Consider the following 13,490-nt stretch of genomic DNA (forward strand, 5'->3'; position numbering starts at 1 on the left):
CCTCCGAGGAGTTGAGGACGATGCGGCTTCGCCCTGCCCGTCTGCCGGCCCGTCTGCTGCACGCACTTCTGGACGGACTGCGGCGCCTGCTGCCCGACCGCCTGCCGCGCGGGTCCCGTCCCGGCGAGGCCCGTCCCCGGTCAGCCGGCCCGGCGCCGGGTGCGCCCTCGCCGTCCGGGCCGCCGCCGAGGCCGGTCCCGCACACCGCACCCCTGAGGGGGGAGGACTCCGCACTCGTACGGCCCTACCTCGTCGCGCACGAGCGCGAGCAGGAGGACCGTCGGCAGCGCGCGCGGCGCCTGGAACTGTGGCTCGCCCTGTACGGGGTCGAGTTCGGGCCGCGGGTGATCCACGGAGTGGAGGTCACGGCGTGAGCGGCGTGCGGCTGCTGCCGTGGAACGGGCCCGAGGGGAAGCCGTGCTACCTCGTCGGCGACGGCACCGGCACCGTGTCCCGGCTCGCCGACACCATCGAGAGCGTGCAGCTCGGTATGGCCGCCGACCTGCTGGAGCACGTGGACGATCTCGCCGCGGACCGGGGCGCCACCACCGACCAGCTGCGGTACGCCGTGGCCCGGCTCGCCGAGGCGCTGCGCGACGTCCACCGGATTGCCGTGGCCCGGGGCGGCGGCCCCCGCCCTCCCGCGAGCGCTTTGCCGATTTGTGACGAAGTGGCGGGACAACCTTCCGCGGGCTCCGTTGTCCCTTGAAGCGGAGAGCTGACCGGTCCGCGTGGCGGCCGGCGCCGGTGGCGTGGAGAGAGGCCGATGGGGATGCGTCGTAGCAGGTGGCGTGTGTTCTTCTGTGCGGCGATGGCCGGCCCGTTCGTGCTCACGGCCTGCGGCGCCGCGAGCGGCGCGGCCGACGCGGCGGAGGCCGGGATCTCCGTGGAGGCCGAACGCCTCTGCGGCGGCGCGGCGGTGTCGGCGAGGGCGGGCGCCGCGCTCGAAGTGATCACGGGCGCGGCCCTGTTCGCCGCGTCCGGCGAGAAGGCCACGGTCCAGGCCGCCGCGCGGGAGCTCGTCCGGATGGGCGCGTCCACCGCGATCGGCAACGGCGACATCTGCCGGATCCATCCGCCCGCCGGCTCCTCGGTCGAGGAGGTCCGCGTCACCTGGGAGATGTCCGCCGACGAGCCCCAGGGGGCCGGGGCGCCCCGGTTCACGCCGCTGCCGATGGGCGAGCGGGCCGGCGCCGCCACGGACGGCGCGTACGTCGCCTTCGCCTGCACCGGCGGAGACCTGCCGGGCGACTCCACCCGGCATCTGCGGGTCGTCGTGCAGAAGGGCGGCATGCCCGTCGTGCCCGACGGCGACGAGCGCGGACTCCGCGAGGCGTACGCGACGGTGGCCCACTCCTTCGCGCGCGCCCTGGCGGGGGAGATCGGCTGCCGGGGCGCGGAGCTGCCGGCCGAGCCGTCGCTGGCACCGGGGCGGTAGGAGGGCGCTCGCGCGACCGGGTGATCCCCCTTGGCCGTGTACGCCGGGAAATTCACTTTCTGCATGGCCGAAACGGTCTTGAGCTCCACAGGGATCGCGGGTTCGCGGCGATACGGTGCGCGAAGGCGTGACAGCGCTCCGTGGCCGGCGTTCCGTGGTCACGGCGACCGGTGCTCATGGGGGATGCATGTCGTTCGACGAGGAATGGGCCGAACTTCGCGCGACGGCCGCGCAGCGCAACGCCACGCGGCTCAACGGTGTCCCCGCCCAAGGCGGCGAAGGCGGCGATCTGGTGGTGCGGAGGGATGATCTCGGCCGAATCGGCGGGGACGCCTACGGTCTGCGCACCCGTCTGGCCAAGGACGGGGACCACGCCCGGCCCGCCACGTTCGAGGCCGCGAACGCGCTCGTCAACGGTGACTTCACCTGCGGCTCGGCGCTGCTCAAGGTGCACGACCGCTGGAACACCCATCTGAGGACGCTGCTCGACGCCTGCGGTCAGATCTCCGATCACCTCGACTACACCAAGGCGCTCCACTCCAAGGACGACGCGAAGATCGAGGGGAATCTGGCCTCGATCTCCAGGCTCACGGAGTACATGGAGTAGGGGTCGGGGGATCATTCGCATGCTGACGTACGAGGACATCGTCAACGCGCCGCTGGACAAACTGAAGACGGCCGCCGACGACTGGTCCGAGATGACGGGGAAGCTGGAGAAGCTCGCCGAGGACGCCACGGACGGCATGAAGGCACGGGCGGACAAGGCTGTCTGGGAGGGCGTCAACGCCGGTGTCACCAAGGCGTTCGTCGCCAAGACGGCCAAGGAGTTCAAGGACGCCGCCGCCGAGGCCAAGGGCGTCGGGCGGATCGTCGAGGAGGGGTACGCGGCCTTCAAGAAGGCCAGGGACGAGCTGATCCGCATCCGGGACCACGAGGCTCCTGCGGCCCTTCTCCATGTGGACGCGAAGGGCAAGGTCACCCCGCGTCACCCGGTGGCGGACATGCCTCGGGACCAGCGCCTCCACGATCCGGAGGCCCGTGACTACACGGGGATGCTGCGGCGGGAGAAGGAGAACATCGCCGCCTGGCAGGCGAGGATCGACCTGCTCGTCGACAACTGCAACGACACGGATGTGACCGTCAGGAACTCGCTGGAAGCCAACGTCACCGAGGGCAAGGACTTCAGCGCCCCGAAGTACTCGACAACGGACCAGGAGGAGGTCTCGCGTGCGGTCGTCCTGGCTGCCAAAGGGCGCGACCTCACGGACACCGAACTCGCCGCGCTCAACGAGCTCCTGAGGGACAACAGCCAGTCCCCGGACTTCGCGAAGGGCTTCTACGAAAAGCTCGGCCCGGAGAAGTCACTCGCGTTCTTCGGCCAGCTCTCCACGGACACCTACGACTACGGCGAGGTCGACAAGGCGCGTCTCAAGGGTGTCCAGGAGCTGCAGAGGAACCTGGGCCTCAACCTGGCCACGGCCTCCCACGACAAGGCTTTCACCGCCGAATGGGGCCCCGAACTGCGCAAGCTCGGGACGGAGCGCATCCCGCTCGGCAAGCACGACTACAGCGGGCCCTTCGGGTACCAGCTGCTCGGCGGCATCATGCGGTACGGGAACTACGACGCGAAGTTCCTCAACCCGATCGCCGAGCACGTGGCGCAGCTCCACCAGAAGGACCCGAACCTTTTCGCCGAGACGAAGGCGGTGAACGGTGTCGTCAAGAACCCGTTCAACCCCTCAGGTGTCGGTGGTGCGGGCTACGACCCGACCACGGCGATGCTGGAAGCCCTCGGCAACAGCCCGGAGGCGGCGAAGCGGTTCTTCACCGACCCGCCGACCGCGTACAACGAGGACGGCTCGGTCGACCGGGGAGCCACGGCCGACCTGGGTAAGTCCGGAGGCGTCCCGATCGACAACTACCTCGACTTCTTCAGCAACGAGAAGTGGGAGAACTTCGGCGACGTCAACTCCACGGCCGGCAAGGAGTGGGAGGAGTCGCGCAACCACATCCCCGACGCTCTGGGCAGGGCCTTGGAGGCGGCGACCCTCGGCTACCCGGCCGGCCGGCCGGAGGGCGGCGAGGTCCGGGACGCGGAGAACGCAGCGATCATGCGCCAGGTCATGGAGAAGTACGGCCCGGACGCGGGGCTGCTCAAGAAGCACGAGGCCCTGGCGGACAGCCTGGGGAGCATGGGCGCCGGATACATCAACGACATCAACTGGGCGTTGCATGGCAACGACAGCAAGAGCCCCTTCGCGGCCGGCGCGAACCCGGAGGGGCGCCTCGATTTCGAGGACCTGCCCGACAAGAGCGGAAAGCACCTCGTCCGGGACTTCCTCAGCTCCCTCGGCCAGCACCCGGACGCCTACGCGACGCTCTCCGCCGCGGAGCAGGTCTACACCCGCAGCGTTCTGGAGGCCCAGATCGACGAGCGCGGGCAGCCGGAGCATGGGCCAGCTGCATGGGCTGTGCAGACCGCGGCGGAGTTTCAGGGAATGCTCGACCAGTCACGTGCTGACCAAGTCGAGGCAACAAACATGAAGACGCATGAGGACTACGAGAAGGCTGTGGCCAAGCGGTCCGGGTGGGTCCAGTTCGGTGCGACGGTGGGTGTGGCAGCAGGTGTCGCCTTCCTTCCTGTTACCGCGGCCGTGGGCACGGCCGCGGTCCTGGTCCCTCTGGCGACCGACACCGCGAGCGGCGCTGTCGGGCAGGTGATCGGCCAGACAATCGGTGAAATCTCCGGCCAGTCGGTGGACCAGCACAAGGGGAGGGTCGAAGACGTGATCGGTGATGAGAGGAGGGCGATTTACAGGGCCGGCGAGTCGATGATTCAGCTGCCGCTTGATGAGTTTCTGCGCCGGCACGAAATCGACCCACAGAGTGTTGAGGCGCGCGATCTCAGGATGGCCATGGGGCTTGGCTACGTTCAGGGAAACACCCGCGAGAATCACATGGGAAATCGTCCCGAGACGGGTTGAGGAAGGACTCTCGATGGTTACCAGGCGTGAGGGTGCCCGCATGTCTCTGTGCGTTGGCGTAACAGCATGCCTTGCCTTCTCGGTGGCGGGGTGTGGTGGCGGCGGCGATCGGAGAGGGCAAGGGCCTGCTTCGCCGTCCGCTGTCCAGCGGCTCTGCGGTGACGCATCGGTGTCTTCAAGGGCCCCCGAGGCCCTTGAAGTGATCATGGGTGCGAAGCGAGCGGATGTGGTTCAGGGCGGCTTGGCGCTGGCCGATGCCGTCGAGGAGTTGGATCAAAGACGTCAATCGACCACGAGGGGGCACGGGGAGATCTGTCGGATCTATGCGTCCGGTACTTCTGGCGTCGACGAACTAACGATCAGTTGGCACCTGACTGACAAAGTAAGGACGCCTGCTCCTGACTTCATCAAGTTGCCCATGGGGGAACAGGCGGGTGCCGCGTGGGACACCGGCTATGTCATCTTCGCCTGCGCTGACGACACTGGCGCGCCCGGTGCCTCGCCTGACCACGTGGGTGTTTTCGTCGAGTCGAACACTCCGGTCCCGGAGCCTTTGGGGGAAGCGAAGGCGCTGAGGAACGCGTATGCCACCATGGCGCACTCCTTTGCGCTCTCCATGGCGAAGGGGCTGGGCTGTGCCGACTCCGCCGGGCTTCCGGCAAAGCCGGTGCTGATCCCGTAGGGATATGGAAGCGATGGGGAGGGGAAGCATGGTGACGCATCGCCAGTGGCCGCGTGGGGTTCGCGGTGTGGGCGTGGTGGGGTGCCTGGCCGTCGTGCTGGCGGGGTGCGGTGGCGGAGACGGGGGAGGCGGGAAGGCTTCGGCTTCCTCTCCGGCCGTCGAACGGCTCTGTGGCGAGGCGTCGGTGCCCGCGCACGCCGGTGAGGCCCTTGAGCTGATCCTGGACGCGAAGCGCGTGGACATCCGGGACGACGCTTCGACGCTCACGGACGCCGTCGAGGAGGCGGACAGCAGCCGCCCGTACACCACGATCGACGGCGGGCAGATCTGCGCCCTCTCGTCGTCCCCTGCCTCCGGCGGCGAGCGGGTGAGCGTCTTCTGGGCCCTGACGGCCAAGCCGAAGGAAGCGCTCGAACCGAAGTTCACCGTGCTGCCCATGGGCGAACAGGCAGGTGCCGCCTGGGACTCCGCCCGTCTCACCTTCGGCTGCGCCGACGACGGTGACGCGCCCGGTGCCTCGCCCGACCACGTCACCGTCTCCGTCAGGACCGAGACCGACTACATCGAGCCGAGCGAGAAGACGAAGGTGCTCGCGCTGAAGAACGCGTACGCCACCGTGGCCCACACCTTCGCGCTGGCCATGGCGAAGGCGATGGGCTGTCGCGACGACGCCGGGCTGCCCGCCGAGCCGGTGCTGAAGCCGGCGTAGGGGGGACCCGTGCCGAGGAGGGATCCATCCGTGGACGCGCAGTCGACGAGGAACGCTGCTCGTGCGGCCGGGCGCGGGGGTGTGCTGTGTCTGCTGGTGACCGGCCTGTCGGCGTGCACGCTGACGGCTCCGGATCCGCCGGACCACGGTTTCCGGACGGAGGGTGCGGACCTCGTCGTCGCGTACCCGCTCTGCCCCTCGGAGGAGGTGCACGGTGCGTCCATCGCGGTGAGCCGTGACGAGGGCGGGTTCGAGACGCTGTGGCGGGCGACGGGTCCTCGGGACGCGGCTGTGCGCGGGGGCGAGTTCGTCGTCGGCAGCGACCGGAGTTTCGCGGCCGAGGACAAGGGCCTGGCGGGCAGCCTGCCCGACGAGTTCTTCGTCGAGACCGTGGTCACGATCGACGGCGGAGTCGAGACGGGTGACGACGGCTCCGTCGATCTGCGCAAGCTGCGCGGTGCCGAACTCGGCCCCGGTGAGTACATGACGTGGTCGGGCGAGGTCATGACCCGCGCCGAGATCAACGCCCAGCGGCGGTGCGGCGCCGCGAGCCCTTCCGGGGGCTGAGCCGGAAGCGTGTCACCCCTCCCGCAGCGCGAACCACAGCTCCATCCGGACGTCGACGTCGTCGAGGTCCGCGTCGAGGAGGCCGGCGCAGCGGGTGATGCGCTGGCGGACGGTGTTGCGGTGGATGCCGAGGGCGGTGGCCGTGCGGTCCCAGCTTCCGTGGAGGGAGAGCCAGGTGCGCAGGGTGTCGGTGAGGGCGGGGGAGTCCGTCAGCGGGGCCAGGCGGCGGCGGGCCTCGGTGAGGAGGTCGGGGGCGGTCTCGCGGTGGCGGACCAGGGGCTTGCGGGTGGACGTCGCGCGGCGCAGGGCGCGGGCCGCGTGGGCGTCCGCGGCGGGGAGGTCCGCGGCGTCGGCGGGGGTGCTGGCGCCCAGGGTCCAGCCGGGCTGGGCGGCGAGGGCGCCGGCCTCCGGGAGGAGGACGCGTACCGTGCCGTCCTCGCCCGTGTCGACGAGCGGGCTCCCGAGGGCGGTGCCGAGCGCCGTCGCCGCGAACGGGGTGCCGTCGCCGCCGCGGGCGTGGACCACCGTCCAGGGGCCGGGCCCGAGCAGCGGGGCGGTCTCCGCGGGGGTGCCGCCGAGCAGCAGGCGCACCAGGGCCGAGAAGCGGCTCGCCGCGTCGGCGCCCCGGTGGCGGGCGGTCAGCAGCGACAGCAGGACCACCGCGACGCCCGCCACGGTGTGGTCGCCGCTCTCCCGGGCCGGTGCGGCGACGCCGAGGACCAGGCCCCGCCCGCCGCCGAGGGCGAACGCGGAGAGATGGGAGCCGTCGGGGGCGGTGTCGCTCGCCGACGCGGCGGCGGGACGGGCCGAGGTCCCGGGAGTGACCACCCCGGCGAGGCGCACCAGGGTCGCGACCGTCCCGGGGGACGGCTCGCGGCCCGCCGCGTGCAGCGGATGCCCGTCCGGGCCGTGGAGCACGGCCCAGCCCTCCAGCCGCAGGGCGAGCTGCTGGAGCACGGCGGGGACGGGGTCGGGCCGGGCGGCGGCCGCGGCCAGCCCCTGCTGCGCCTGGGTCACCCGGCGCAGCTCGCGGTGGCGCGATTCCGCCATCAGCCGCCACACGGACCGCGCCACCGCCGAGAACGTGGTGCGCGGCGGCACCTCCAGCAGCGGCAGTCCGTGCCGGTCGCACGCCTCGGCGAGCCCCGGCGGCACGGTGTCGTAGACGGGGGTCACCCCGAAGCCGAGCGCCGCCGCGCCCGCCTCGACGACCCGGGCGACGTAGCGGTCCGGGTCGTCGAGCTGCACCCCCGCGCTCAGCAGCAGCTCGCCGCCGAGGAGGTACGGGTAGGGGTCGGCCATCTCGGAGGTGTGGACCATGTGCACGGCCGTGGCGGCGGTCGCGGACGGCCCGGCGACCTGGCGCAGCCCGAGCGCCTCGTCGGCGAGGAGGGCGGCCAGGGCGACCGGCGGGGTGGGAGGCGCCGCTGAGGGGTCCGGCATGGACGTTCCATCCATCTGGGGCGGTTCGAATGGAGGAAACGTACACTTCTTCGGCGCTTTCCGGCCACCTACCGTCAATGCTCAGCGCGCACTCCACTGACCGTTCCGGGGGACGACACGGAAGGAAAGCCGATGGCTGTCGACTATGCAGTGATCGTCGTCTATCTGGCCGGCATGCTCGGCATGGGCTGGTGGGGCATGCGCCGCGCCAAGTCCAAGAGCGAGTTCCTGGTCGCGGGCCGGCGACTCGGTCCCGGTATGTACTCCGGGACCATGGCCGCGATCGTCCTCGGCGGCGCGTCCACCATCGGCGGCGTCGGCCTCGGCTACAAGCACGGTCTGTCGGGCGCGTGGATGGTCCTCACCATCGGATTCGGGCTGCTCGCCCTGTCCGTCTTCTTCTCCGCGCGCATCGCCCGGCTGAAGGTCTACACCGTCTCCGAGATGCTCGACCTGCGCTACGGCGGCCGGGCCGGCCTGATCACCGGACTGGTGATGTGGGCGTACACGCTGATGCTGGCGGTCACCTCCACCATCGCCTACGCCACGATCTTCGACGTCCTCTTCGACGTGAACCGCACGGTGTCGATCATCCTCGGCGGCGCGATCGTGGTCGCGTACTCCACGCTCGGCGGCATGTGGTCGATCACCATCACCGACATGGTGCAGTTCGTCGTCAAGACGATCGGCGTCCTGCTGCTCCTGCTGCCCATCGCGGTGGTCAAGGCCGGCGGCTTCGCCGAGATGAAGGCCCAGCTCCCGAACGAGTACTTCGCCCCGCTCGGCATCGGCGGCGAGACGATCTTCACCTACGTGCTGATCTACACCTTCGGCATGCTGATCGGACAGGACATCTGGCAGCGGGTGTTCACCGCCCGCAGCGACAAGGTCGCCCGCTGGGGCGGCACGATCGCCGGCACCTACTGCCTCGTCTACGCCATCGCCGGCGCCGTGATCGGCACCGCGGCCAAGGTGCTCTACCCGGACCTGGCCAGCGCCGACGACGCCTTCGCCACCATCGTCACCGACGAGCTCCCCATGGGCGTGCGGGGCCTGGTGCTCGCCGCCGCGCTGGCGGCCGTCATGTCCACCTCGTCCGGCGCGCTGATCGCCTGCGCCACCGTCGCCAACAACGACATCTGGTCCCGGCTGCGCGGCCGGAGCGGCGCGGGCGGGCAGGACCACGACGAGGTCAAGGGCAACCGCGCCTTCATCCTGGCCATGGGCATCGCGACCATCTGCATCGCCATCGCCCTCAACGACGTGGTCGAGGCGCTCACCGTCGCCTACAACCTGCTCGTCGGCGGGCTGCTCGTCCCGATCCTCGGCGGCCTGCTGTGGAAGCGCGGCACCGTCCAGGGCGCGCTGGCCGCCGTCGCCGCGGGCGGCCTGTCGGTCGTCGGCCTCATGGCGGCCTACGGCATCCTCGCCAACCAGCCCATCTACTACGGCCTGCTCGCCTCGCTCGCCACCTACGTGGTGGTCAGCCTCGCCACCAAGCCGACCGACCCGGCCGTCCTCGCCCACTGGCGCGAGCGGCTCGCGGGTCGCGGCGCCCCGGACGAGGACGAGGCCGCCGCACCGGAGCCCCCGGCCCCGGAGCCCGCAGCGGCCCGCTGAGCCCCGCGTCCGGCCGCGGCGGGCACCCGCCCGCCGCGGCCGGACGTCCCCGTACCGTCGACGACGGCACGACCCCGAACCACACCCCCAGCCGCGCGGTCACACCACACGAGTGACCGCGGGCGGCAGCCGGCAGCGGCGACCACCAGACCCGCCACCCGCGAACCGCGACCCAGCGCAGGAAAGAAGGAACAGACATGAGCAGCACCGAGCAGCCGCGCGGCCCGATCGACTCCTCCCGCGTCCCGCGGTACGCCGGGCCCGCCACGTTCGCCCGGCTGCCCCGGCTCGACGAGGTCGGCACCACCGACGTCGCCGTGGTCGGCGTCCCCTTCGACACCGGCGTCTCCTACCGCCCCGGCGCGCGCTTCGGCGGCAACGCCATCCGCGAGGCGTCGCGGCTCCTGCGCCCCTACAACCCGGCACAGGACGCCTCGCCCTTCGCGCTCGCCCAGGTCGCCGACGCGGGCGACATCGCGGCCAACCCGTTCAACATCAACGAGGCCGTCGAGACCATCGAGGCCGCCGCCGACGACCTGCTCGGCACCGGCGCGCGGCTGATGACCCTCGGCGGCGACCACACCATCGCGCTGCCGCTGCTGCGCTCGGTCGCCAAGAAGCACGGCCCCGTCGCCCTGCTCCACTTCGACGCCCACCTCGACACCTGGGACACCTACTTCGGCGCCGAGTACACCCACGGCACGCCGTTCCGCCGGGCCGTCGAGGAGGGCATCCTCGACACCTCCGCCCTCTCCCACGTCGGCACCCGCGGCCCGCTGTACGGCAAGCAGGACCTCACCGACGACGAGAAGATGGGCTTCGGCATCGTCACCTCGGCCGACATCTACCGCCGGGGCGCCGACGAGGTCGCCGACCAGCTCCGGCAGCGCATCGGCGACCGGCCGCTCTACATCTCGATCGACATCGACTGCCTCGACCCGGCCCACGCCCCCGGCACCGGCACGCCCGAGGCAGGCGGCATGACCTCCCGCGAACTCCTGGAGATCCTGCGCGGACTCGCCTCCTGCAACCTCGTCTCCGCGGACGTCGTCGAGGTCGCCCCGGCGTACGATCACGCGGAGATCACCGCCGTCGCGGCATCGCACACGGCGTACGAACTGACGACGATCATGACCCGCCAGATCGCCGAGGCAAGGAACGGCAAGTGACCCACGACCACGACCTGGTGCTGCGCCCCACCGCGGCCCAGACCGAGGCCGCCCTCAACCCGCCCGCCGGGCGCAACGGGGGCGACCTCGTCGTCGAGACCCTCACCGGTCTCGGCGCGACGACCGTCTTCGGCCTGCCCGGACAGCACGCCCTGGGCATGTTCGACGCCCTGCGCCGCTCCGACCTGACCTACGTGGGCCTGCGCGTCGAGAACAACGCCGGCTTCGCCGCCGACGCCTACGGCCGCATCACCGGCGAGGCCGCGCCCCTGCTGCTGTCCACCGGACCCGGCGCGCTGATGTCGCTCGCCGCGCTCCAGGAGGCGGCCGCCGCCTCCGCGCCGGTGCTCGCCATCGGCAGCCAGGTCCCGGCCGCCGGGCTCGGCGGCGGACGCCACGGCTACCTCCACGAACTGCGCGACCAGCAGGCGTCGTTCCGCGACATCGTGAAGTCGGTGCACATGGTGCGCACGGCCTCCCAGATCCCGTCGGCGATCGCCGCGGCCTGGGAGTCGGCGCTCACCGCGCCGCACGGACCGGTCTGGGTCGAGATCCCGCAGGACGTGCTGCTCGCGGAGACGGTGCTGCCCGTCGTCACCGCCATGGACGCCGGCCCCGAGGAGCTCGCGCCGCGGCCCGAACTCACCGCCGTCGCCGCCGACCTGCTCTCCCGCGCCGGGCGGCCGGTGATCGTCGCCGGCGGCGGAGTGGTGCGCTCCGACGCCTCCGGCAAGCTGCGCGCCCTCGCCGAGAAGCTCGACGCCCCCGTGGTGACCACCTTCGGCGGCAAGGGCGCCTTCCCCTGGGAGCACCCGCTCTCCCTCCAGTCCTGGCTGGAGGACCGGCACACCACCGACTACCTGGAGTCGGCCGACGTCCTGCTCGTCGTCGGCTCCGGGCTCGGCGAACTCTCCTCGAACTACCACACGTTCGCCCCGCGCGGCCGGATGATCCAGATCGAGGCGGACGCCGGGAAGCTGGAGTCCAACCACCCCGGCATCGGCATCCACGCGGACGCCCGGCTCGGCCTCCAGGCCCTGCTGGAGACCGTGACGGAACGCCGCGACCCGACGGCCGCCGACTCCGTGCGCGACGTCCTCGCCGCCGTCCGCGCACGGATCGACGCGCAGGAACTCACCCTGGAGCAGGAACTGCTGGCCGCCGTGCGGCAGGCCCTGCCCGACGAGGCGCCCAGCTTCTGGGACATGACGATCCTTGCCTACTGGGCCTGGTCCGCCTTCGACGCCCGCCGGCCGAACACGATGCACTCGGCCCAGGGCGCCGGCGGCCTCGGCTACGCCTTCCCGGCGGCCATCGGCGCGGCCTCGGCCGACCGGACGGGGCCGGTACTCGCGGTCTCCGGCGACGGCGGCGCGATGTACTCGATCGCCGAACTCGCGACGGCCCGCCAGTACGACCTCCCGGTCACCTGGCTGATCGTGGACGACGGCGGCTACGGCATCCTCCGCGAGTACATGACCGACGCCTTCGGCGAGGCGACGGGAACGGAGCTGGCCCGCCCCGACTTCACGGCCCTCGCCGAGTCGTTCGGCGTGCCCGCGGTGCGCACGTCACCGGCGACGCTCGCACAGGACCTGGCGAAGGCGCTGGCCGCACCGGGGCCGTCCGTCGTGGTGCTGCCCGCCCGGCTGAGGATGTTCGCGCCGACGCATCTGTGAGGTAGCCCCGGTGGCTGTGGCTGTGGCTGTGGCCGTGGCGGTGGCTGTAGGGGTGGCCGTGGTGGTGCCGGCTCCGGTACGGACCCCCGTCCCGTACCGGAGCCGGCCGCTTTCCCCGCCCGCCCCCGCCCCGGCGGCGTAACGCCTCCGAGCCCCCCGCCCCGGCCGCGTGACGCCTCCGAGCCCCCCGCCCCGGCCGCGTGACGCCTCCGAGCCCCCGGGCCGGGCGACGGCCTCCGAGCCGCCCGCCCCCTCCCGGCGGCTCGGACGTGTCAGGGCGCGGGGGCGTCCACCGTCGTGTCGGCGAACGAGTGGTGCTCGTGGGCGACCACCCAGCGGCCCGCTTCCCGGCGCAGCCCGACCGTCAGCCGCAGCCTGGTCTCCGGGTGCGCGGTCAGCTCCTCGGGCGTGCCGCAGCGCAGCAGCGCGTGGGCGAAGGCCGCGTCGCCCCCGGCCGTGACGTCGAGCGACACGATCTCGAACGACGCCCCCTGCGCCTGCCAGGCGAAGAACGGCGGCCAGGTCTCGCGGTAGGCCCCGATCCCCCGGACCCCGTCGTGCGGCGGCGGGACGTCGAACATCACGATGTCGTCCGCGTGCGCCTCCAGCACGGCGGGGAGATCGCCGCGGTGCACGGCGTCGGCCCACCGCGTGATCAGATCGCGGATCTCGGATTCGTCGTCGGTCATGACCCCTCGCTCCTGGTGCGCTCGTGCTCGTGAGGGCTTGAGCCCTCGTGGGACTACACCAGGGCAGACTCCCCGCCCGCGCCCGGCACGTCTCCGGCCGAGGCCAGTACCTCACGCAGTCGGACCACGCCCTCCCGCCAGGCAGGCCCGGATCCGGACTCCTCCCAGAGCTCCAGCAGCTCCGACGGCTCGCGCAGCGTCCGGTCGAGCGCGGTCACGGCGAGCGCCCGCAGATCCGACGGCAGCGCCGGTATCGGCTCGTCGGGGCCGTACGCCGTGGTCACCGGCTCGCCGCCGGGACACTGGGCGGCGACCAGTGCCGCCGCGGCCACCGCCTCCACCGCCTCGTCGCTGTCCAGGTACTCCTCCGTACCGGCGACGCGCAGCAGCGTCTCGCGCAGGATGCCGGGGCGGTCGGCCTCGGCCGCGTCGTCCAGCGATCCCGAGAAGTCCGCGGCCGTGTCGTTGTCGAAGTGCCCGATGTCCCAGGTGCCCATGGTGAAGTCCCCC

The 13,490-nt window shown here is 72.0% G+C and carries 14 protein-coding genes; 11 read left to right on the forward strand and 3 right to left on the reverse strand.

Going from position 1 to position 13,490, the window contains the following annotated elements:
- Positions 1–20: 20 nt before the first annotated feature.
- From JE024_RS22535 to JE024_RS22570, 8 genes are all read left to right on the forward strand, one after another.
- On the forward strand, positions 21–374 hold the full coding sequence (locus JE024_RS22535; RefSeq protein ID WP_205376780.1) for a hypothetical protein: 354 nt from the start codon (positions 21–23) through the stop codon (positions 372–374).
- Positions 371–709, forward strand: coding sequence for a hypothetical protein (locus tag JE024_RS22540; protein WP_244883031.1), 339 nt, complete (start codon positions 371–373; stop codon positions 707–709). The genes JE024_RS22535 and JE024_RS22540 overlap by 4 nt, the downstream gene beginning before the upstream one ends.
- A gap of 102 nt (positions 710–811) precedes the next feature.
- Entirely contained in the window at positions 812–1,438 is a 627-nt protein-coding gene (locus JE024_RS22545) for a hypothetical protein (RefSeq protein ID WP_244883032.1), read from the forward strand.
- Between the two features lie 187 nt (positions 1,439–1,625).
- Entirely contained in the window at positions 1,626–2,045 is a 420-nt protein-coding gene (locus JE024_RS22550) for a hypothetical protein (protein ID WP_205375320.1), read from the forward strand.
- A 19-nt stretch (positions 2,046–2,064) separates the two neighbouring features.
- The gene (locus JE024_RS22555; RefSeq protein ID WP_205375321.1) at positions 2,065–4,422 is read left to right on the forward strand and encodes a hypothetical protein; all 2,358 of its coding nucleotides are present in this window, start codon (positions 2,065–2,067) and stop codon (positions 4,420–4,422) included.
- A 205-nt stretch (positions 4,423–4,627) separates the two neighbouring features.
- The gene (locus tag JE024_RS22560; RefSeq protein ID WP_205375322.1) at positions 4,628–5,104 is read left to right on the forward strand and encodes a hypothetical protein; all 477 of its coding nucleotides are present in this window, start codon (positions 4,628–4,630) and stop codon (positions 5,102–5,104) included.
- A gap of 184 nt (positions 5,105–5,288) precedes the next feature.
- Positions 5,289–5,813 carry a hypothetical protein gene (locus JE024_RS22565; protein ID WP_205375323.1) on the forward strand — a complete coding sequence of 175 codons (525 nt, stop codon included), beginning with the start codon at positions 5,289–5,291 and terminating at the stop codon, positions 5,811–5,813.
- A gap of 30 nt (positions 5,814–5,843) precedes the next feature.
- Positions 5,844–6,380, forward strand: a complete 537-nt coding sequence (locus JE024_RS22570; protein ID WP_244883033.1) for an MBL fold metallo-hydrolase — start codon at positions 5,844–5,846, stop codon at positions 6,378–6,380.
- A 12-nt stretch (positions 6,381–6,392) separates the two neighbouring features.
- Here the strand turns inward: JE024_RS22570 and JE024_RS22575 are convergent, their stop codons facing one another.
- Positions 6,393–7,823 carry a PucR family transcriptional regulator gene (locus tag JE024_RS22575; RefSeq protein ID WP_205375324.1) on the reverse strand — a complete coding sequence of 477 codons (1,431 nt, stop codon included), beginning with the start codon at positions 7,821–7,823 and terminating at the stop codon, positions 6,393–6,395.
- Between the two features lie 132 nt (positions 7,824–7,955).
- Here JE024_RS22575 and JE024_RS22580 point away from each other — a divergent pair, with 132 nt between their 5' ends.
- The 3 genes from JE024_RS22580 (at position 7,956) to JE024_RS22590 (ending at position 12,291) form a co-directional block, all read left to right on the forward strand.
- Positions 7,956–9,443 carry a sodium:solute symporter family protein gene (locus JE024_RS22580; RefSeq protein WP_205375325.1) on the forward strand — a complete coding sequence of 496 codons (1,488 nt, stop codon included), beginning with the start codon at positions 7,956–7,958 and terminating at the stop codon, positions 9,441–9,443.
- Between the two features lie 197 nt (positions 9,444–9,640).
- Positions 9,641–10,612, forward strand: a complete 972-nt coding sequence (speB, locus tag JE024_RS22585; RefSeq protein WP_205375326.1) for an agmatinase — start codon at positions 9,641–9,643, stop codon at positions 10,610–10,612.
- Positions 10,609–12,291: a thiamine pyrophosphate-binding protein gene (locus JE024_RS22590; protein ID WP_205375327.1), complete on the forward strand. Its 1,683-nt coding sequence runs from the start codon at positions 10,609–10,611 to the stop codon at positions 12,289–12,291. Before speB ends, JE024_RS22590 begins: the two co-directional genes overlap by 4 nt.
- 272 nt (positions 12,292–12,563) lie before the next feature.
- On the opposite strand, the gene JE024_RS22595 is transcribed toward JE024_RS22590, so the two are convergent.
- Positions 12,564–12,980: a YybH family protein gene (locus JE024_RS22595; RefSeq protein WP_205375328.1), complete on the reverse strand. Its 417-nt coding sequence runs from the start codon at positions 12,978–12,980 to the stop codon at positions 12,564–12,566.
- Positions 12,981–13,033: 53 nt separating this feature from the next.
- Entirely contained in the window at positions 13,034–13,477 is a 444-nt protein-coding gene (locus JE024_RS22600; RefSeq protein WP_205375329.1) for a DUF4259 domain-containing protein, read from the reverse strand.
- Positions 13,478–13,490 lie beyond the last annotated feature (13 nt).

This window comes from Streptomyces zhihengii, from assembly GCF_016919245.1.
GTDB classification, from domain to species: domain Bacteria; phylum Actinomycetota; class Actinomycetes; order Streptomycetales; family Streptomycetaceae; genus Streptomyces; species Streptomyces zhihengii.

Coding starts and splice junctions, on each gene's coding strand:
- JE024_RS22535 (WP_205376780.1), top strand. CDS start 21: ATGCGGCTTCGCCCTGCCCGTCTGCCGGCCCGTCTGCTGCACGCACTT.
- JE024_RS22545 (WP_244883032.1), top strand. CDS start 812: ATGGCCGGCCCGTTCGTGCTCACGGCCTGCGGCGCCGCGAGCGGCGCG.
- JE024_RS22550 (WP_205375320.1), top strand. CDS start 1,626: ATGTCGTTCGACGAGGAATGGGCCGAACTTCGCGCGACGGCCGCGCAG.
- JE024_RS22555 (WP_205375321.1), top strand. CDS start 2,065: ATGCTGACGTACGAGGACATCGTCAACGCGCCGCTGGACAAACTGAAG.
- JE024_RS22560 (WP_205375322.1), top strand. CDS start 4,628: ATGGGTGCGAAGCGAGCGGATGTGGTTCAGGGCGGCTTGGCGCTGGCC.
- JE024_RS22575 (WP_205375324.1), bottom strand. CDS start 7,823: ATGCCGGACCCCTCAGCGGCGCCTCCCACCCCGCCGGTCGCCCTGGCC.
- JE024_RS22580 (WP_205375325.1), top strand. CDS start 7,956: ATGGCTGTCGACTATGCAGTGATCGTCGTCTATCTGGCCGGCATGCTC.
- speB (WP_205375326.1), top strand. CDS start 9,641: ATGAGCAGCACCGAGCAGCCGCGCGGCCCGATCGACTCCTCCCGCGTC.
- JE024_RS22595 (WP_205375328.1), bottom strand. CDS start 12,980: ATGACCGACGACGAATCCGAGATCCGCGATCTGATCACGCGGTGGGCC.
- JE024_RS22600 (WP_205375329.1), bottom strand. CDS start 13,477: ATGGGCACCTGGGACATCGGGCACTTCGACAACGACACGGCCGCGGAC.